General features: G+C 69.1%; 18 protein-coding genes and 1 pseudogene. 8 read left to right on the forward strand and 11 right to left on the reverse strand.

Translation table 11 applies throughout. From position 1 onward, the window contains the following. Window positions 1-21 precede the first annotated feature (21 nt). The 3 genes from J2Z30_RS43085 to J2Z30_RS43095 are packed head-to-tail and all read right to left on the reverse strand — an operon-like array spanning window position 22 to window position 2,626. A complete protein-coding gene (locus tag J2Z30_RS43085) occupies window positions 22-786 on the reverse strand; it encodes an amino acid ABC transporter ATP-binding protein (protein ID WP_044582689.1) in 765 nt (254 codons plus the stop codon). Continuing rightward, complete coding sequence (locus J2Z30_RS43090) at window positions 783-1,718, reverse strand: amino acid ABC transporter permease (protein ID WP_044582690.1); 936 nt, start codon at window positions 1,716-1,718, stop codon at window positions 783-785. Before J2Z30_RS43090 ends, J2Z30_RS43085 begins: the two co-directional genes overlap by 4 nt. Continuing rightward, entirely contained in the window at window positions 1,715-2,626 is a 912-nt protein-coding gene (locus J2Z30_RS43095; protein ID WP_052702200.1) for an ABC transporter substrate-binding protein, read from the reverse strand. The genes J2Z30_RS43090 and J2Z30_RS43095 overlap by 4 nt, the downstream gene beginning before the upstream one ends. 131 nt (window positions 2,627-2,757) lie before the next feature. Between J2Z30_RS43095 and J2Z30_RS43100 the strand changes: the two genes are divergently transcribed. Beyond that, window positions 2,758-3,711, forward strand: coding sequence for a LysR family transcriptional regulator (locus tag J2Z30_RS43100; protein ID WP_044582691.1), 954 nt, complete (start codon window positions 2,758-2,760; stop codon window positions 3,709-3,711). 125 nt (window positions 3,712-3,836) lie between these two features. Here the strand turns inward: J2Z30_RS43100 and J2Z30_RS43105 are convergent, their stop codons facing one another. Next, a complete protein-coding gene (locus J2Z30_RS43105) occupies window positions 3,837-6,086 on the reverse strand; it encodes an MMPL family transporter (protein WP_044582692.1) in 2,250 nt (749 codons plus the stop codon). 280 nt (window positions 6,087-6,366) lie between these two features. On the opposite strand from J2Z30_RS43105, the gene J2Z30_RS43110 reads away from it, so the two are divergent. Further along, window positions 6,367-7,155, forward strand: coding sequence for a TetR/AcrR family transcriptional regulator (locus tag J2Z30_RS43110; protein WP_078957459.1), 789 nt, complete (start codon window positions 6,367-6,369; stop codon window positions 7,153-7,155). 101 nt (window positions 7,156-7,256) lie between these two features. Here the strand turns inward: J2Z30_RS43110 and J2Z30_RS43115 are convergent, their stop codons facing one another. Then, the gene (locus tag J2Z30_RS43115; protein WP_044582693.1) at window positions 7,257-7,736 is read right to left on the reverse strand and encodes a CGNR zinc finger domain-containing protein; all 480 of its coding nucleotides are present in this window, start codon (window positions 7,734-7,736) and stop codon (window positions 7,257-7,259) included. Window positions 7,737-7,842: 106 nt separating this feature from the next. On the opposite strand from J2Z30_RS43115, the gene J2Z30_RS43120 reads away from it, so the two are divergent. Together J2Z30_RS43120 and J2Z30_RS43125 are read left to right on the forward strand one after the other, a co-directional pair. Beyond that, window positions 7,843-8,709 carry an alpha/beta fold hydrolase gene (locus tag J2Z30_RS43120; protein ID WP_044582694.1) on the forward strand — a complete coding sequence of 289 codons (867 nt, stop codon included), beginning with the start codon at window positions 7,843-7,845 and terminating at the stop codon, window positions 8,707-8,709. 159 nt (window positions 8,710-8,868) lie between these two features. Next, window positions 8,869-9,402: a GNAT family N-acetyltransferase gene (locus J2Z30_RS43125; RefSeq protein ID WP_044582695.1), complete on the forward strand. Its 534-nt coding sequence runs from the start codon at window positions 8,869-8,871 to the stop codon at window positions 9,400-9,402. A 499-nt stretch (window positions 9,403-9,901) separates the two neighbouring features. Here the strand turns inward: J2Z30_RS43125 and J2Z30_RS43130 are convergent, their stop codons facing one another. From J2Z30_RS43130 to J2Z30_RS43140, 3 genes are all read right to left on the reverse strand, one after another. Next, on the reverse strand, window positions 9,902-10,618 hold the full coding sequence (locus J2Z30_RS43130) for a hypothetical protein (protein ID WP_044582696.1): 717 nt from the start codon (window positions 10,616-10,618) through the stop codon (window positions 9,902-9,904). A gap of 180 nt (window positions 10,619-10,798) precedes the next feature. Then, a complete protein-coding gene (locus tag J2Z30_RS43135) occupies window positions 10,799-11,386 on the reverse strand; it encodes a HutD/Ves family protein (RefSeq protein WP_044582697.1) in 588 nt (195 codons plus the stop codon). Window positions 11,387-11,393: 7 nt separating this feature from the next. Then, on the reverse strand, window positions 11,394-11,744 hold the full coding sequence (locus J2Z30_RS43140) for a hypothetical protein (RefSeq protein WP_052702202.1): 351 nt from the start codon (window positions 11,742-11,744) through the stop codon (window positions 11,394-11,396). Between the two features lie 727 nt (window positions 11,745-12,471). Here J2Z30_RS43140 and J2Z30_RS43145 point away from each other — a divergent pair. Then, the gene (locus J2Z30_RS43145; protein WP_044582698.1) at window positions 12,472-13,296 is read left to right on the forward strand and encodes an alpha/beta fold hydrolase; all 825 of its coding nucleotides are present in this window, start codon (window positions 12,472-12,474) and stop codon (window positions 13,294-13,296) included. Between the two features lie 50 nt (window positions 13,297-13,346). Here the strand turns inward: J2Z30_RS43145 and J2Z30_RS43150 are convergent, their stop codons facing one another. Beyond that, a complete protein-coding gene (locus J2Z30_RS43150) occupies window positions 13,347-13,769 on the reverse strand; it encodes an ATP-binding protein (RefSeq protein WP_044582699.1) in 423 nt (140 codons plus the stop codon). Between the two features lie 184 nt (window positions 13,770-13,953). Between J2Z30_RS43150 and J2Z30_RS43155 the strand changes: the two are divergent. Both J2Z30_RS43155 and J2Z30_RS43160 read left to right on the forward strand, forming a co-directional pair. Next, window positions 13,954-14,626: pseudogene (locus J2Z30_RS43155) on the forward strand (IS5 family transposase). Window positions 14,627-15,069: 443 nt separating this feature from the next. After that, entirely contained in the window at window positions 15,070-15,948 is an 879-nt protein-coding gene (locus J2Z30_RS43160; RefSeq protein ID WP_044582700.1) for an LLM class F420-dependent oxidoreductase, read from the forward strand. Window positions 15,949-16,022: 74 nt separating this feature from the next. Here the strand turns inward: J2Z30_RS43160 and J2Z30_RS51970 are convergent, their stop codons facing one another. Then, on the reverse strand, window positions 16,023-16,157 hold the full coding sequence (locus J2Z30_RS51970; RefSeq protein WP_209469085.1) for a helix-turn-helix domain-containing protein: 135 nt from the start codon (window positions 16,155-16,157) through the stop codon (window positions 16,023-16,025). Beyond that, window positions 16,103-16,702, reverse strand: a complete 600-nt coding sequence (locus J2Z30_RS43170; RefSeq protein WP_044582701.1) for a purine-cytosine permease family protein — start codon at window positions 16,700-16,702, stop codon at window positions 16,103-16,105. The genes J2Z30_RS51970 and J2Z30_RS43170 overlap by 55 nt, the downstream gene beginning before the upstream one ends. A 77-nt stretch (window positions 16,703-16,779) precedes the next feature. Here J2Z30_RS43170 and J2Z30_RS43175 point away from each other — a divergent pair, with 77 nt between their 5' ends. Further along, window positions 16,780-17,040 carry a type 1 periplasmic-binding domain-containing protein gene (locus tag J2Z30_RS43175; protein WP_044582702.1) on the forward strand — a complete coding sequence of 87 codons (261 nt, stop codon included), beginning with the start codon at window positions 16,780-16,782 and terminating at the stop codon, window positions 17,038-17,040. The last annotated feature ends 169 nt before the right edge of the window (window positions 17,041-17,209 follow it).

A 17,209-nucleotide genomic window follows, 5' to 3' on the forward strand; every position in this document is an offset into this window, starting at 1 on the left:
TCGGAGAACCTTGCGAGGTGGTCAGAGAACCTTGCTGAGGAAGGCGCGGGTGCGTTCGTGGCGCGGGTCGCTCAGCACGTCCGCCGGCGGGCCGGTCTCGACGACGGCTCCGTCGTCCATGAACACCAGCGAGTCGCCGACCTCGCGGGCGAAGCCCATCTCGTGGGTGACGACGACCATGGTCATGCCGTCGTCGGCGAGCGCGCGCATCACCTCCAGCACCTCTCCGACGAGTTCGGGGTCGAGGGCGGAGGTGGGCTCGTCGAAGAGCATCAGTTCGGGCTTCATCGCCAGCGCGCGGGCGATGGCCACCCGCTGCTGCTGGCCGCCGGAGAGCTGGGCGGGGTAGCTGCTCGCCTTGTCGGCGAGGCCGACGCGGTCGAGCAGTTCCGCGCCGCGTTCGCATGCCTGTTTCTTCGGCACCTTCCTGACCTGGACGGGGGCCTCGATGACGTTTTCCAGCGCGGTCATGTGCGGAAAGAGGTTGAAGCGCTGGAAGACCATGCCGATGCCCCGGCGGCGTCGTGAGACGGCCTTCTCGCTCAGCTCGTGGAGTTTGCCGTCCCGCTCTTCGTAGCCGACGAGCTCGTCACGGACGTACAGGCGTCCCCGGTCGATGGTCTCCAGATGGTTGACGCAGCGCAGGAAGGTGGACTTGCCGGACCCGGAGGGGCCCACCAGACACATCACCTCCCCGGGGGCGACGGTCAGGTCGATGCCCTTGAGGACGTCGGTGCGGCCGAAGCTCTTGTGCACGCTCTCGGCTCTGATCACGGCTGGTGTCAACGTGCGCTCTCCTTGACGTGGTTCCGGGCCGCGGCGCGCAACCGCTGGAGCGGGGTGGGCGGCAGGTCGCGGCTGGTGCCGCGGCCGAAGCGCCGTTCCAGGTAGTACTGGCCGACGCCCAGCACGGAGGTCGCCACGAGGTACCAGAAGCAGGCGACGACCAGCAGCGGAACCTGCTGGAAGTTGCGTGAGTAGATGCCCTGGATGGAGGTCAGCAGTTCGGGCACGGCGATGGCGAAGACCAGCGAGGTGGTCTTCAGCATGGAGATCACCTGATTGCCGGTGGGCGGGATGATGATGCGCAGTGCCTGCGGCAGCACGATGCGGCGCAGGGTCTGCCCGCGGGACATGCCCAGCGCCTGGGCGGCCTCGCTCTGGCCGTCGTCGACGGAGGTGATGCCCGCGCGGACGATCTCGGCCATGTAGGCCGCCTCGTGCAGCCCGAGGCCGAGGACGGCGGCGGTGAGCTGGGTGATGAGGTCGTTGGTGTCGGCCCGCACGAACGTCGGCCCCCAGGGGATGCCGAGGCCGATGGTGGGGACGACCGCGGAGAGGAAATACCAGAAGAGGAGCTGGACCAGCAGCGGGGTGCCGCGGAAGAGCCAGATGTAGCACCAGCTGAGCTGGGAGAGTATCGGGTTGGCGGACATCCGCAGGACGGCGAGGACGACACCGCCGACGATGCCCAGTGCCATGGCGAGGAACGTCAGCAGCAGTGTGGTCCGCAGCCCCTCCATGATCACCGGTGAGAAGAGGAACTCACCGACGGTCCCCCACTGCATACGGGGATTGGTGATCCAGCCCTCCAGGAGGAAGACCAGCAGGAAGGCCACGGCGAGCGCGGCGACGCGCTGCCCCGGGCGGCGCGGCGGGATGGGGCGCAGGGACTCGGCGGCGTCGCCGGAGTCCGCCCGGATGAGGGTCTCGGTCATGCCGCGCCCCCGTTCACCGTGGCGTTCTTCAGGGCTCCGGACCTGATGTTCCACTGCTTGAGGATCTTCGCGTAGGTGCCGTTGCCGATGAGTTTCTGCAGGGCACCGCGGACAGCCCGGACCAAGGTCGGCTCCTCCTTGTTGATCAGGATTCCGTAGGGCAGGTAGCGGTACGGCTCACCGGCCGTGCGGAACCTGCCGTGCGACATCTGCGCCTGGTAGACGACGGTGGGGGTGCCGCCGACGAACGCGTCGGCGCGGCCCGTGGACAGCGCCTGGAAGCAGCCGACGGAGTCGGGGAAGACCAGTTTCTCCAGCTCCGGCCTGCCGTTCGCCGCACACTTCTCGGCCTGCGCCGCCACATCGTCCACCTGCGAGGTGCCCTGCTCGACGGCCACCTGGCTGCCGCACAGGCTGGTGAGGGAGCGGATGTTCCCGGCGGCCTTCCCGGAGGCGAGGATCGAGCTGCTGGTCTTCATGTAATCGACGAACGTGACCTGCGACTGGCGCTCCTTCTTGTCGAGCATGGCCTGGATCGCCACGTCGTAGCGTTTGGAGCGGACACCGCCGATGATGCTGTCGAAGTTCGCCTGCACCAGGTGCACGCGGACGCCGAGGATCTGGCCGACCGCGTGGATGAGGTCGGGTTCGGCGCCGATGACGGTCTTGTTGTCGATGTCCAGGAGGGACAGCGGCGGGTAGTCGTTGCCGACAGCCGAAGTGATGGACCCTTTGTCGCGGATGTCCCGAGGGAGCAGGGCACGGAGTGCGGGGTCGACGCGCTGGTCGGGCACCTTGGACTGATTGACGGTCGCGGTGCCGCCACAGGCCGTCACGGTCAACGTGAGCAGCGTCGCGAGCGCGGGGGGAAGTGCGGTGGCGCGGGCTCGCGCATGCCTTCCGGGCACGGTGCCTCCCTTCTGGGCCGCTGGTCAAAGGACCGGCGCGGGGCTGGTGAACGCCCAATCTGCGGGATGGCGGCGGCCTGGGCAAGAACAGGGAGAATGAACGTTTCCATGCGGAGTGTTAAGTTCATTTGATGCTGACTCCGCCGCAGCTTCAGGCGATATGCGAGGTGGTCGCCGCAGGTTCGTTCCGTACCGCCGCCCGGCGCCTCGGCTACACCCCCTCCGCCGTCTCCCAGCAGATCTCCACCGTCGAGCGCGCCCTGGGCGTCCCGCTCTTCGAGCGCTCACCGCGCAGCGTGCGCCCCACCGCGGCCGGGCTGCAGCTCGCCCTGCGCGCGGGACGGCTGCTGGCCGACCTGTCGGCGACGGAGGACGAGATGCGCGCCTACGCCGCGGCCGAGCGAGGGCGGCTGCGGCTGGGCAGCTTCTGGTCCGCGGGGTTCCGGCTGGTGCCGACGGTGCTGACGGGGTTCCTCCGCGACCGGCCCGAGGTCGACGTCCGCTACGAGGAAGGCGACCCGCAGGTCACCGTGCCCGCAGTGCTGGAGGGGCGGCTGGATCTCGCCGTGATCTTCGAGTACGGCGTGGTACCGCACAGCCGGCCCGAGGGCCTGGAACACACACTGATACGGGAAGAGCCGCTCTACCTCCTCCTCCCCGCAAAACACCCCCTCGCCGGACGGCCGCACATCCGCCTCGCCGACCTGCGGGACGAGCGCTGGATCAGCTACCACGAGGACACCGACGCCGCTCACTGCCTGCGCCATATCTGCGCGGCCGGCGGCTTCCTGCCCGAGGTGCTCTTCCGTACCAACGACTACAACCTGCCCTACGAACTGGTCCGGCAGGGCCTGGGGGTGGCGATCGCACCGGAACTCGCCGTCGTGGACACCTCCACCTCACCCGACGCGTCCGGCACCCGCCTCGTCCGGCTCACCGGCTCCGCCCACACCCGTCGGGTCTATGCCACCCGGCGTACCACCGACCCCAACCCCTTCCTCCCCCAGGCCATCGCCCTCCTGCACACCGCCGCGGCCGCCCTGCCCGAGCGGGACGAGGGCGAGCGCCCCGTGGTCACCGGCTGAACAGCGGTGCGGCGGCGGCGATACGTTCCGCGGGAGCCCCGGTGTGCCCGAAGGGCACCGCCCGCGACCGTGCCCGCCTCCGGTGCGGGGAGGGCGGGCACTGCGTGGGGTGGGGTCTGGCGTGGTCAGACGTGCGTCGAGTTCTTCCCGTACGGCGACCCGGTTACGAGCCCCGGCGCAGCTGCGGGCTCGGGCGCGGGCCCGCCTTCGCTGAGGCCGAACCGCCCGTGAAGCTTTCGCAGGAAGCCGGGCGCGTACCAGGCCGAGCGGCCGAGCAGGCGCATCGCGGCGGGGACGAGGATGCCGCGTACGGCGACGGCGTCGATGAGAATGGCCAGTCCGCTGCCCAGACCGAACAGCTGCATGAAGCTGAGCTCGGCCGTCCCGAAGGCGAAGAAGCTCACCGCGAGCAGACAGGCCGCCGCGGTGACGATGCGCCCGGTGTGCCCGAGGCCGTTGGTCACCGCGGACTCGTTGTCCTCGCCGAGGTCGTGGAGTTCTTTGATCCGGCTGGTGACGAACACCTCGTAGTCCATCGAGAGGCCGAAGGCGATGCAGAACATCAGCACGGTCATGGACACATCCATCGGCTGGGCTGTGAAGCCGAGCAGGGAGGAGAGGTGGCCGTCCTGGAAGATCCAGGTCATGACGCCGAGGGTCGCTCCCAGGCTGATCAGGTTGAGGAGCAGCGCACGCAGCGGCTGTACGACGCTGCCGGTGAACAGGAAGAGCAGGAGGAAGGTGGTGACGGCGACCAGGGCCACGGCGATCGGCAGCCGGCTGCCGACGGAGTCCTTGGAGTCGACCAGTACGGCGTCGGCGCCGCCCACCAGGGGGTGTGATCCGGCGGGCGGGGCGACCGCCCGCACCTCCTGGACCAGGCCCTGGGCCTGGCCGGACTTCGGTGACAGGGCGCTCACCACGTTGATCCGCTGCGCGTCGGGGCGGCCGAGGGCGGTGTTGCCGGGGGCGGCCGCCGTGGACCGTCCGGCGGCGTAGGTTCCCGTGCTGGTCTCGACGCGGACGACGCCACCGAGCCCGGACAGTGCGAGCGCGTAGGACTCCAGTGGGGCCTTGTTCACGGGTTTGTCGATGACGACATGGAGGGCCGCGTCGTCGTTGCCGTTGAACTTCTCCCGCAGTACGGAGGAGACCTGGCGGCTCTCGGCGTCCTCGGGCAGCACGCGTTCGTCCGGTGTGCCGAAGGTGATGCCAAGGAGCGGGCCTGCCGCGAGCAGCAGGACCGCGAGTACGGGCAGTGCGGTGAGCGCGGGCCGCCGCATCACGGTGCCGGCCAGCCGTCCCCACATGGGTGCCCGGGTGCCGGTGCGCCCACGGTTCGCCTTCGCCCACGGCAGCCGCCCGCTGTTGACCCGGTGCCCCAGGACGACGAACAGGGCCGGCATGACGAACAGGGTGCTGACGGCCGCGATGACGACGACACCGACCCCGGCATAGCCGAACGAGCGCAGGAAATACTGCGGGAACACCAGCAGTGCCGCGAGCGCGGCCGCCACTGTCGCGGCGGAGAACGCGACCGTGCGGCCCGCGGTGCTCACCGTCCGCCGGACGGCGTCATTCACACTCGCCCCTGCCGCGAGCTGCTCCCGGAACCGGCTGACCATCAGCAGGGCGTAGTCGATGCCGAGGCCGAGGCCCAGCGCCGTGGTCAGGTTGACCGCGAAGACGGAGACATCGGTGACACTGCCGAGGACGAAAAGCTCCGCGAACGTGCCCGCGATGGCGATGATTCCGATCGCCAGCGGCAGCAGGGCCGCGACCATGCTGCCGAAGACGAGCAGGAGCAGCACGAGGGTGAGCGGCACGGCGATGGACTCGGCCAGGACGAGATCCTCGCCTGACTGGGTGCCCATCTCGCTGGTCACCGCGGAGCCGCCGCCCGCCCGGACCGTGAGTGCGTCCTCGTACGGTCCGGTGTAGGCGTCGATGACGCTCCTGGCGTTCTCGTCCCGCTTGGTGCCGTCACCCTTCACATGGGCGAGCACCATGGCTTCGCGGCCGTCCCCGGAGCGGAGGCCGGGGCCGGCCGTGTCCCAGAACGAGATCACGTTCTCGAGGTTCTGTTCCTTCTTGAGGTCGGCCACCAGGGCCCGGCCACCGCGCCGGGCGGCCGGGGCGTCGATGCGGCCTTGGGAAGCACGGACCAGCAGGACCAGGTTCGTCTCCCCGCCGAACTTCTCGTCGATGGCCTTCCCGGCCCGGGAGGACTGGGAGGCCGGGTCGTCGTAGCCACCTCCCAGCAGCTTGCCGAACGCGCCGGCGCCCAGGACACCCATGAGGGCCACAGCCACGGCGGCGACGACGAGTACCAGCCGGGACCGGCGAATCGCCAGTTCGGCTATGCGTTCAAACACGCACGATCTCCTTAGGTGTCCATACGGTGAAAACGACGCGAAACGGCCGGAGTTGACCAGAGGGGGGGCCGGCGCCATGCTCCGCGGAGTCCCCTCACCCCGGCCGGAAGCAGGTGCGGTGTCACACTCTTCGTCGCCGCGAACGACGTTAGTGAGGCAGCAGAAGATTTGGCAGTGTTAGATTTTCTTCACACCCCGCAACTCCTGGGTGACCCACAGGGGCAACCGTCCTACGGTCGCCGCATACCCGCAGTCGCGCATCCCCGCGGAGGAACACGCAATGGCCCAGTCCTCCCTGCGCCGGCGACGCCGGGCCGCCGCCACACAAGAGATCCTGGACGCCGCCGAGCACCACATCAGCGAACACGGACCCGCGGCCCTGTCCCTGCGCGCGGTCGCCCGCGGCCTCGGAATGACCGTGCAGGCGCTCTACCACTACTTCCCGAACCGGGATGCCCTCGTCACGGCGCTCGTCACCAAGGCATACGACGACCTGGCCGACGCCGTGCAGGCCGCCGTCGACACCGCGGCGGACGACTCGGCCCTGCCGCGCCTGGTGGTCGCGGCCGAGGGCTACCGCCGATGGGCCATCGCCCATCCCGAGCGCTTCCAGCTCCTGTACGGAACGCCGCTGCGGGACTACGCGGCACCCGCCGAGGGCCCGACCACCCAGGCGACGCGCCGGATGAGCTCGATCTTCGAGCGCGAGCTGTTCGATGGGTTCACCGCGGAGCAACTCGCCGCGGCCGACACCCCCGTGTTCTCGTCCCCGCTCCGGGCACACCTGGAACAGCTGCCGCATTACGGTCTGGGGTATCTGCCGCCCCCCGCGACCGCTCTCCTGATGAGCGCGTGGGGACACCTGCACGGCCTCGTCGTCCTGGAGGTGTTCGGACACACCTCTTTCCTCGGTGACCGGCAGGCCGAGATCTTCCGCATGGCAATGCGGAACCTGCTCGAGGACATCCACCGCCGGATCCCCGTACACCTGAGCCCGCCGCACGCCGCAGACCAGACAGAACCGCCTCGAACGGCCGCGCCGGAGCCACGTCCTCGAACCGGGCCGTGACACAGTCCACCAGCGGACGGAGGCCGTGTTCACGCCCCCCGCAATCCCCGGACGAGCGGTCGTGTCCGGGGCATCGTTCGAGGCCGGACCATGAATCAAGCTCAGCGGGTGCGTCTGTAGTGGCGGCGTGCCTTTTCGCGGTTGCCGCAGACAGCCATCGAGCACCAGCGGGCGCGGTTGGCGCGGCTGCGGTCGAGCAGGAACAACTGGCACTCGTCGTTGGCGCAGGGGCGTAGCCGGCCGGGAAGTTGCTTCTCGGTGGCGGCCCAGGCGAGCACCACCTCGACGGCCAGCCGGGCGTGCGAGGGAGTCCTGACTGTCCACTGAAGACCATCCGAAGTGATCTCCGGGATCTGGTGGACCCCTTCGAGCAGCGGGCTCAACGCGGCGGGCGAGCGTTCTCCGCGCACCATGTCCCGCAGGATGTCCCGCGTCTCGCGCAGCAGCGCCAGTTCCGCGAGGCTGCCTTCGCCGCCGTGCTCCCGTGCCCAGCGTCTGCCTCCGGCCGGGTCGCCGAGCGCGTCCTGTTCCTCGCCGTCGACCAGTGGCCTGCTGTTGAGCAGGTCCAGCAGCGTGTCCATCGGGGTACCGCTCTTCCTCTAACCAGATCGAGTCTTTTGACAGGTTAGCTCATTCCGTGCTTGCATGACGAGAACTAACCGGATCGAACAGTTAAAGGGGTTAGGAATGAACTCGGTGCGCCACCGGACCGCCACCGTCGACGGCTACGAGATCTTCTACCGGGAAGCCGGCCCCGCCGACGCCCCCGCGATCGTCCTGCTGCACGGCTACCCGACCAGCTCGTTCATGTTCCGCGAGCTCATCCCGCTGCTGGCCGACGACTACCACGTCATCGCGCCGGACCACCTCGGCTTCGGCCACTCCGACGCCCCCCTCGCGGGGGAGTTCACCTACACCTTCGACGCCCTCGCCGAACTCACCTCCGGGCTGCTCGGCCAACTGGGCCTGGACCGCTACGCCCTCTACGTCCAGGACTACGGCGCCCCCATCGGATGGCGCCTCGCGCTCAAGCACCCCGAACGGATCTCCGCCCTCGTCACCCAGAACGGCAACGGCTACGAGGACGGTTTCGTCGAGTCGTTCTGGACCGACGTCTGGGCCTACGGGGCGGACCCCGGCCCCGACACCGAACCCGGCGTCCGCGCCGCGCTGAGCGTCGACGCCATCCGCTGGCAGTACCTGCACGGCGTGCCCGACCCGAGCCTGGTCAGCCCGGACACCTGGGAACACGACTTCGCTCTCGTCTCCCGCAAGGGCAACGACGAGGTCCAGCTGGCACTGTTCCGCGACTACCCGAACAACCGCCCGCTCTACCCGCTGCTGCACGAATTCCTGCGCACCAGCGAGGTCCCGGTGCTCGCCGTATGGGGCCGCAATGACGAAATCTTCGGCCCGGCCGGCGCACAAGCCTTCGCCCGCGACGCGAAGGACGCGGAGGTGCACCTGATCAACGGCGGCCACTTCCTGCTGGAGAGCCACCTGGACGTCGTCGCGGGTTATCTGCGCGGCTTCCTCGGGCGGGTGCTGGGCTGAGCGGGCGTCTCGTGGCCCAGGGCGGCCCGCCCCCGCCCGGGTCCGCCGGGGGTCCAGGAACCTCCGGGCGGACCCGAGCGCCGGGGTGCAGGCCGGAGCGGCAGCACGGGCGAGCGCCGGATTACCGGTGAGGCCGTTGCCTTCGGCAGGATGGGCGCCATGACCGAAATCCGCACACCCCGCCTCCTCCTCCGCCGCTGGCATGACGACGACCTCGCGCCGATGGCGGACATCAACGCGGACCCGCGGGTCATGCGCTGGATCGACGACGGCTCGGTGCACGGCCCGGACCACACGGCGGAGGCCATCGAGCGGTGGGAGGAGGAGTGGGAGGAGGAAGGCTTCGGACTCTTCGCCGTCGAGCTGCTGGCCTCGGGTGAACTGGCAGGCTTCACGGGCCTGTCCGTGCCCGGGTTCCTGCCGGAGGTACTGCCCGCCGTGGCCATCAGCTGGCGGCTCGGCACACAGTACTGGGGCCAGGGATACGCGTCCGAAGCCGCCCACGCCACGCTGGAGTTCGCGCTCCAGGACCGTGGCCTCGACCGCGTCATCAGCATCAACCGGGTGGGGGACGACGCCTCCGAGAACGTCATCGAGAAGCTCGGCATGGTGCCCGAGCGGGAGACGGCGCACCCGGTGTATGCCTATCCGCTGCGCGTTCGCACCATCGATCTCACCGAGTTCCAGGCGTGAAGGCGTGAACCGGCCGCGCCATCGATCAACGCCAGACAGCCGACCGCGCATCCGTACGTCCCCGACCGACCGCCACGGAGCGGGCACCCAGGCGAAGAACGTCGTTACATTCCGTCGCTGACCTGCGCTTTCACGGAAACTGCGGCCAGAGCCGATCGCACCCGTGCCCGGCGGACGGCGCCAGGGGCGGGTGCGTGCCGTCAGCCGACCCGAGAGGTGTTCAGCCCTGCGCCGCCCCGCGCCCGGAAGCGAACTCATCGAGGAGGCCGGACAGGACTTCGGTCGCGCGCCGATCGTCCTCGGGCGAAAGGTTCCAGATGCCGTCCCGGCCGTTGGGGAGGGCGATGTGCAGTACCCGGCCCGCCGTGGCGGACGGCGTGCCGGCCGTGGCCGGTCAGGAACGCGGTCAGCACGTGAAAAGGAAAGCGTGCCGACGAACATGCCGGGCGTCGGCCGACGCGGGCGAAGTACTCGCGTCCGGTCATCTCCGAGGGCAGTTTCATACGTCCGCTTCCTCGTAGCCACCAGTCCTGTCGTCCGGGGCGGGGCGCGGCCTGTCAACGACCAAGCGGCAGGCAGCAAGCGCCCGGCCGGTGGCATCCTGCGAACCGAGAAAGCGCAGGCCCAGCCAGGATCCGTCGGTGAACTCCAGCCGGAAGCAGGGCAGGTCCGGGCCGGAGATCACCGGCACTTCGAAGCGCTCCGTGCAGGAGCGGAGCTCCCGGACCACGCGCAGCCGTCCGGCTGGGCCCGGCCTCCACCCTCGTGAGGGAGCGGCCAGAAGGAAGACTCCCGAGGGGTGCAGCACCAGCAGCCGCTCCTCATCCGGTGCCTGCGCGTACCAGTCCAGGAGCAGCCGCCCGGCCGTGCCCTCCCAGCGGCCGTCGAAGGGCCGGTCCAGCCCCAGCTCCGGCACCAGCGCACGACGGCGCCGCCTCTCGGCCCGGCGGGCCCTGGCCGCGCGGTACTCCCCGGGAGAGCCGGGCAGGCCCTCCAGGAAGGCGTACAGCAGCAGCGGAGAGAACAGGACCAGACCGCACACCCGCAGGAAGGCGATCCACGGCGGCTTACGTCGCGGCCGCAGCCGCACCTGCCCGGTGGAGCGCGCTCCCGCGGGCGGCTCGGGAAGAGGACCGGCCAGCCGGCACCAGCCCGCCACCGTGGCATCGAAGCGTACGAGCGCGAGCGCCTTGTTCTGGACCCTTTTCGTCACCATCGCGATCAGCGTATGCGCCGCCCCTCCAACTCACCATTTTCCAGCCGCACTCCACGTACGGCACACATGGCCTACGCGTCGAGGACGTTCTCGACCTGCTCCCACAATCGGAGCGGGCCGCCCTCGCGTACCCGCCGTCCGTCAGCGTGCGGGACGGGCTGCTGTCTCGACGGCACCCCGTCAATGAGTGATTCCGATCCGGATCTCGGCGACGGTGCCGCGTCCCCGGATCCGGATGTCGCCAGGTCCGTCCTGGTGTACGGCGTCCAGCCGTTGGAGTGCCACCTCGCCCGACTCCCCTACGGCCAGGGCCGGTTGCCCGGAGAGAGCGAGCACGAGAAGTGTTTCACCAAAGCGGGTGGATATGTCATGGTGTTCCACCATCTCGACTACTTCTATGGATGACGTCGCGCGGCCTTGCCGGGTCATTACGTTGACGTCCCGGGTGGGCCCGTGGGACAGGCGGCACGAGACCGTGCTGTGGCCGGAGAAGGCGAACGGAGCGAAGGGGCCGAGCCGGTGTTCCGTACCGTCGATGGTGAGCCACATGCCGGGGCCGTCGACCAGCATGATCACCCGATCGACTCCGGGAAAGGGGGAGAACGGCCCTTCGGCGCCGACGTCGGCGATGCTTACCCGCCAGTCGAAGTCCGGCAGCCCCGAGCCGACGGGTGCGGCCGCCACCTCCCGCGTGGCGCCGGAGCCGTTCTTCCAGGTCATCCTGTGGTAGTCGGCCCAGCGCAGCACGGTCGCACACACCTTTGCCATCTCCTTCTCATCGGGTCCGCGAGCAACGATCGCCCGGTCTGAGGTGCTCATCGGGCACTGCCAATGTATGTTCCGGCCCACCACGCGGTCCGCCCGTCGATCCCCCGGCCCCGGCCGCCGCGTGTGCGTGGACGGCGGCTGCCTCGGTGGCGATGGCATGTGCCTTGGCCAGTTCCTCCACCTGCTCCGCGTGGGCCTCCAGCCCGCTCAGGTGTGCGGCGCGGTCCGGGACGCGCTCGATCGCCGCTGTAAGGGCCCGCTGCCGCCGGTACAGCACCGCCGCGTTCCCACCCGCCCGCGCCAGCACCTCCCACGCCTGGTCGGACAGTCCCAGCCGGGCCCGCGGCCTGCGCTCCACACGGCCGTCCGTCCGCGCCGCATCCAGCCACGGTGCTGCCGCGCAGCCACCGAAGGATCAGAAGTGCCGTTCCCATGGCAGCGGAACAGGGAAGGGTGTACCACCCCATGACAGCCGCGCTCGCCAAGGGCAACCGCTTCTACGACTGGGCCGTCATCGACCTGACTGACCGAGGCACCCGCGGAACATTACGGCACCGCCATAGCCGCGATCCCGAGCCGCCTGCTCGCAAGGCTTCGCCAGTTCGCGGTGTGCCGGTGGGCATACCGGGCAGACGTCGAACATGCGACCCCCTTCAAGCCGCAGGTTCGGCGTGGTCGGGCTGAGTCAGCGAATACACCGCCCGAGCAGGACAGCGGCTCGGCGACAGGCGAGGACAGCGGCGGCCTCACCCCTGGCGAAACGGCCAACCTGTTGCACGAGCGCGGGCAGCTCCGGCAAGCGGTGGAGAGCCGTCCGATCATCGATACGGCCCGGCGGCGTTCTGATGATGCCTCAGGTCTTCCGGCGCACCTGACGGCCGCCAGCGCGACCGGCAACGGTGATGAGGCCCGTTTCCAGGCGGCCGGCCTGCCGCCGGAGTCACTTGTCGATGGCTTCGGAAGGCGCTCAGAGCCACAGCAGGGTGGTATTCAGGAGTCCGGGAGGCCACTGGGCCTTGTCAGGGCGGTATCGGCCATGCCCTTGGTGAAAATTGCCGGTCGTGCGAGAGAAGCGGAGAACAAGAGTGGACTGGACGCTGGACAAGGAGTTCGAGACGCCCGAAGGGGTGGTGCGGTGGAGGGTCCTCGGCAGCGGAGACCCGGTCGTGCTGGTGCACGGCACTCCGTACTCCTCCTTCCTCTGGCGGGACATCGCTCCAGCGCTCGCCCGTACCCGCACGGTCTTCGTCTTCGACCATCTCGGCTTCGGCCAGTCGGACCAGCGGGAGGGCCAGGACCTCAGCCTGGCGGCTCACGCGAGGAACCTCGCCCGGCTACTCGACCACTGGGAGCTGTCCTGCCCCAGCGTCGTCGCCCACGACATCGGCGGGGCCGTGGCACTGCGGACGCTCCTGCTGGAGGAGAGGAGCTACCAGGACCTGACCCTCTTCGACGCGGTGAGCGGCGGTGAGTGGGAGCGAGGGCTCTTCCAGCTCATTCTGGAGCACGCGGACGTCTTCCAGCAGCTTCCGGACTACGCACACGAAGCCCTGGTCGCCAGCCATATGCGGCACGCCACACATATCGGCTTCCGGCCGGAAGTCCTCGACGCGTTTCTCGCACCGTGGCGGGGGGCCGCAGGGCAGGCCGCGTTCTACCGCCAGTACCGCCAAATCAGGCAGGCGGACACCGCCGCGTACGAGCACCTGCTGGGCGGCATGTCACTCCCGGTACGCCTCATCTGGGGCCGCGAGGACCGCATCCTCCCCCCGCAGTACGCCACCTGGCTCCACGCGCGCATCCCACATGCCGAGCTGCACTGGGTCGAAGGGGCGGGCCACCTCCTCCAGGAAGACGCACCCGGGCAGCTGTCGGCCCATCTCACCGCCGGGTTCGCCTCACAGAAGTGAGGCGGGGCCGATGACATCAGCGGCCATGCGGCGGGCGGCCGCGCACCCGGTCAGCCGGCAAGGCGGGCCCAGACCTCATGGCCACACGGCGTGCAGCGGGCGCCCCAGTCGGTGGCGAGGGCGGTGACGACGGCCGGCCCCCTGCCGCTTTCCTCGAGGGACGCAGGCTCCGTAGCCGGCGTGGCCGCGGCGTCGTCAGCTGCACGGTTGCCGGTATCGGTCACGCTCAGCATCAGTACGCCCGGTGCCAGGCTGACGTTGCAGACGATGCGCGGCCCATCCGCATGCCGGACAGCGTTGGTGAGCAGCTCGGTGACCACCAGCTGCGCAATTTCCACGGTGCCGAGTGGGCATTTCCACGTCTGCAGCAGGGCATCGACCAGACGGCGGGCGGCCGGCACGGATGGGGGGAGCCGAGGGAGGGTCCACATGCGCGTGCCGCTGTCGGCGGTGGTCATCGTGGAAGTAGTCATGTCGCGCTCCTGGCTTCTCGCCCTGTGCGGTCCAGTAGAGCCCCATCAGCGATCGGAAGCCATGGATGTTTATCCCCGTCAGAACTCCCAACAAAATGATCTTCAAGGTGATTGGATCACTCCGGGGCTGCTGATTCGGGGGTGCTGGGTGGCTCGGCCGAAGCCATGGGAAGTCGACGACGAGCTGTGGGCGGTGATCGAGCCGCTGCTGCCCAAGGTCCGCAAGAATCGGCTTCGGCTCGGGCAAGACCTGCTGGCGCCGGCTGGCAGAGTGGACCGAGGCCGGTGTGTGGCCCCGGCTGCACGAGGTCCTCCTCGCCGACCTGCGCAGCGTGGATGCCCTGGACTTCTCCCGGGCGGCCGTCGACAGCTCCCACATCCGGGCGTTAAAGGGGGTCCCAAGACCGGACGAAGCCCTGTCGACCGGGGCAGGACGGGCAGCAAACACCACCTGATCACCGACGCCACCGGCATCCCGCCCGCCGCCACCCTGACCGGCGGCAACCGCAACGACGTCACCCAACTGCTCCCACTACTTCAAGCGGTACCGCCGGTGCGAGGCAAACGCGGCCGACCCCGACGCCGCCCGAGGCGACCGCGGCTACGACCACGACAAGTACCGCCGCCTGGTCTGGGATCTCGGCGTGAAGCCGCTGATCGCCCGCCGGGGCACCGAACACGGCTCCGGACTCGGCAACCAACGCTGGGTCGTGGAGCGAGCATTCGCCCACCTGCACTGGTTCCGTCGCCTACGTATCCGCTGGGAAGTACGCGACGACATCCACGAAGCCTTCCTCACCCTCGGATGTGCGCTGATCTGCTGGCGACGGCTGAACTCATTCCGAGGGAAATGTTAGGGCGCCGTATGGCCCATGGAAGTCTTTTCTGGGACCGTGCGAAGCCCTGCACGCGAAGCGCCGCTGGTTCGCCACAAGGCTGTTCCGTCCACAGCGGAAGAGGAAGGGCAAGGGCAAGGAAACCACTATTCCTTGCCATGCTCAACGTATAGCGCACTGGGGGGCTTGCGGCAAGCCCCCGATCTTGCCGCAGAATCGCCAGCCGAGACCAGAATCTACGGAAGTGGGAGTCCCGAAATGCGCGTGTTGTTGCTGCCGTGTGGCTCGGGCGGGGCCGTCGAACCCGTGGTTGGACTTGCGATGCAGTTGCGGGCACTCGGCGCTGAGGCACGGGTGTGTGCGCCTCCGGACTGCGCGGAGCCGCAGGCCGCCGTCAGCGTGGCGCCGTCCCGCCGGGCATCCCGGCCAGTGGCGGCAAGGACCGTCCGCCGGAAGGAGCGGGTATGAAATTCGCAGTTACCTACAACGGTGGTCAGTCGGGCGATGATCCGGATCAGCTCGTCGCCTATGCGCGCCACGCGGAGGCGTGCGGGTTCGAGGGCCTCTATCTGCCCGAGCGCCTCGTCCTGTTTCCCGGGGCGAAACTGCACAATTTCGAAGTGTCGCTCTCACGCCCGTTCCTCGACCCGCTCGACACCCTCGCCTACGTCGCTGCCGCGACCCAGCGGCTCAAGCTGGGCACTGGAGTGCTGCTGCTGCCGTATCGGCATCCGGTGGTGCTGGCCAAACAGCTGGCGACCATCGACGTCTTGTCCAGGGGCCGGATGCGGTTGCTGACCGTCGGGTTGGGCCTCCTCCCACAGGATGCCTCGGCGACAGGGATCGACTTCCGCACCCGTGGGCGACGCGCCGACGAAGCGATCGACGCGCTGCGCCTGCTGTGGTCGGGTGGCGAAGAGGGCGTCAGTTTCCGGGGCGAGTTCTTCTCCTTCGACAATCTGGTGCAGTCCCCGAAGCCGTACCAGGCGAGGACGCTGCCCATCCACGTTGGTGGGTCGAGCCAGCGCGCCGCACGCAGGGCCGGCCTGCGTGGGGACGGATACTTTGCGGGAGGTGCATTAGCCCTCCAAGAACGCACGGCTCAGTGGAAAGTGGTCCGCGCAGCTGCGAAGGAGGGCGGTCGGGACCCGGATCGCCTCGAATACACGCGGTGGGCCGGAATCAACATGACCGACGAAGAGCTGTCAGAACTCGCCGCCCAAGGTGTCACCCGTGTCGTCGTCAGTGCCACAGCCGAAGACCCGAACGAACAGCATGACGAGCTGTCACGATTCGCAGAACGCTTCATCGTCGAAGACACCAATATTGAGACAGAGGCGTAACCAGAAGAGGGTGCTCGGAGATGTAGTGGGGCGGATTTTGGCGGGGCCCAGGCTGGACGGATTAGACCATTGCCTTACAAGTCGAGAAATGTGTCTGCCTCCAAGGCCGGCAACAGATCAAGTCGCCCTTGCAGTGTCGAGGTGTCGCGTCCGGTCAGGGCACGGATGCGATCGAGACGTCGGTAGAGCGAATTGATGTGCGGGTGCATGTGCTGTCCTTCGGCGTCGGACGGGTGCTCGCGCGTGAGGGTGGCGTCCTGGCCAGTGCCGGCCTGCGCTCGCGCGGCAGCCAAGTCCGCAGGGTCGACGTCGACGGCGCGCACCCGAGCGTGTTGACGCAGAGCAAGCTGGTCGCGACCCCGCCGAGCATGGCCGCCCAACCGTGCATGTTCCAGCCGCGCCATCCCCGGTACGGGCCTCGCTCGCCGTCCTTGACCGCGTGCAGCCGGACCGGGTCATACGTGTTGCGGCGCATCACGGCGTCGGCGATCCACACGCCCCCGAACGGCCCGGCCCAGACGACGAGCATGGCCACGAAGTCGTTAATGTTGTTGGCAATGGTGCCGCCGACGGCGGAGATGGCGAAGAGGATGAACAGCCACGCGGGAACCATCGGCTGCACTCCGGCGACCGGATTCGACATGTCGCCCTGTGATGCCAGTACGGCGCCCAGGGTGGCAAGGAACGCGGCGGTCAGGCCGCCGCCGGCGAAGAGGTTCCAGAACAGCCGGCGTCCGGAGGTCTTGGCGGGCATGTAGCGGAACCAGTCGGGGGCGATGCAGAGGTAGGAGTCATGTCTCCGTCACCTGCGCCGACACGGCGGGCGGCCGCATGGTCGGTGCCCATCTCCACGAGCGCGGCCACCGCCATATCGGCATCGTCGGAGGGCACCCCTGGGCCAGTACCGCCCTCGACCGCGCCGGCGGCTGCCGCGGCTACCTGGCCGAACGGAACGTGCACCTGCCGGACACGCACCTGCTGCACTACGGCTTCGACGTGGCGGCGGGCCGCCGGGCCGCCGAGGCCCTCCTTGGCCTGACGCCTCGCCCGACCGCGGCACCGACATGGCACGCGACTTGCCCATCCCATTGACCAGCGTCGACAGCCGGCCCCGCCACATGGGCAGCTCGGCCGCTCGCCTCCTGTTGAAGCAACTCGCCGGCGAGGAAGTGGAGTCCCTCGAGATCGAGCCCATCCTGCGGCCCCGGATGTCCTCCGACCTCTTCCTCGACGCCGAACAGCAGCATGGGGCGGGGTGTAC

Origin of the sequence: Streptomyces iranensis (genome assembly GCF_017874715.1) — a bacterium.
GTDB lineage: Bacteria > Actinomycetota > Actinomycetes > Streptomycetales > Streptomycetaceae > Streptomyces > Streptomyces iranensis.

Excerpts from the sequence above, each read along its gene's own strand:
- J2Z30_RS43090 (WP_044582690.1), bottom strand. The coding sequence starts at position 1,718 with ATGACCGAGACCCTCATCCGGGCGGACTCCGGCGACGCCGCCGAGTCC.
- J2Z30_RS43100 (WP_044582691.1), top strand. The coding sequence starts at position 2,758 with ATGCTGACTCCGCCGCAGCTTCAGGCGATATGCGAGGTGGTCGCCGCA.
- J2Z30_RS43110 (WP_078957459.1), top strand. The coding sequence starts at position 6,367 with ATGGCCCAGTCCTCCCTGCGCCGGCGACGCCGGGCCGCCGCCACACAA.
- J2Z30_RS43115 (WP_044582693.1), bottom strand. The coding sequence starts at position 7,736 with ATGGACACGCTGCTGGACCTGCTCAACAGCAGGCCACTGGTCGACGGC.
- J2Z30_RS43120 (WP_044582694.1), top strand. The coding sequence starts at position 7,843 with ATGAACTCGGTGCGCCACCGGACCGCCACCGTCGACGGCTACGAGATC.
- J2Z30_RS43125 (WP_044582695.1), top strand. The coding sequence starts at position 8,869 with ATGACCGAAATCCGCACACCCCGCCTCCTCCTCCGCCGCTGGCATGAC.
- J2Z30_RS43130 (WP_044582696.1), bottom strand. The coding sequence starts at position 10,618 with ATGGTGACGAAAAGGGTCCAGAACAAGGCGCTCGCGCTCGTACGCTTC.
- J2Z30_RS43135 (WP_044582697.1), bottom strand. The coding sequence starts at position 11,386 with ATGGCAAAGGTGTGTGCGACCGTGCTGCGCTGGGCCGACTACCACAGG.
- J2Z30_RS43150 (WP_044582699.1), bottom strand. The coding sequence starts at position 13,769 with ATGACTACTTCCACGATGACCACCGCCGACAGCGGCACGCGCATGTGG.
- J2Z30_RS43160 (WP_044582700.1), top strand. The coding sequence starts at position 15,070 with ATGAAATTCGCAGTTACCTACAACGGTGGTCAGTCGGGCGATGATCCG.
- J2Z30_RS51970 (WP_209469085.1), bottom strand. The coding sequence starts at position 16,157 with ATGCACCCGCACATCAATTCGCTCTACCGACGTCTCGATCGCATCCGT.
- J2Z30_RS43170 (WP_044582701.1), bottom strand. The coding sequence starts at position 16,702 with ATGCCCGCCAAGACCTCCGGACGCCGGCTGTTCTGGAACCTCTTCGCC.
- J2Z30_RS43175 (WP_044582702.1), top strand. The coding sequence starts at position 16,780 with ATGGTCGGTGCCCATCTCCACGAGCGCGGCCACCGCCATATCGGCATC.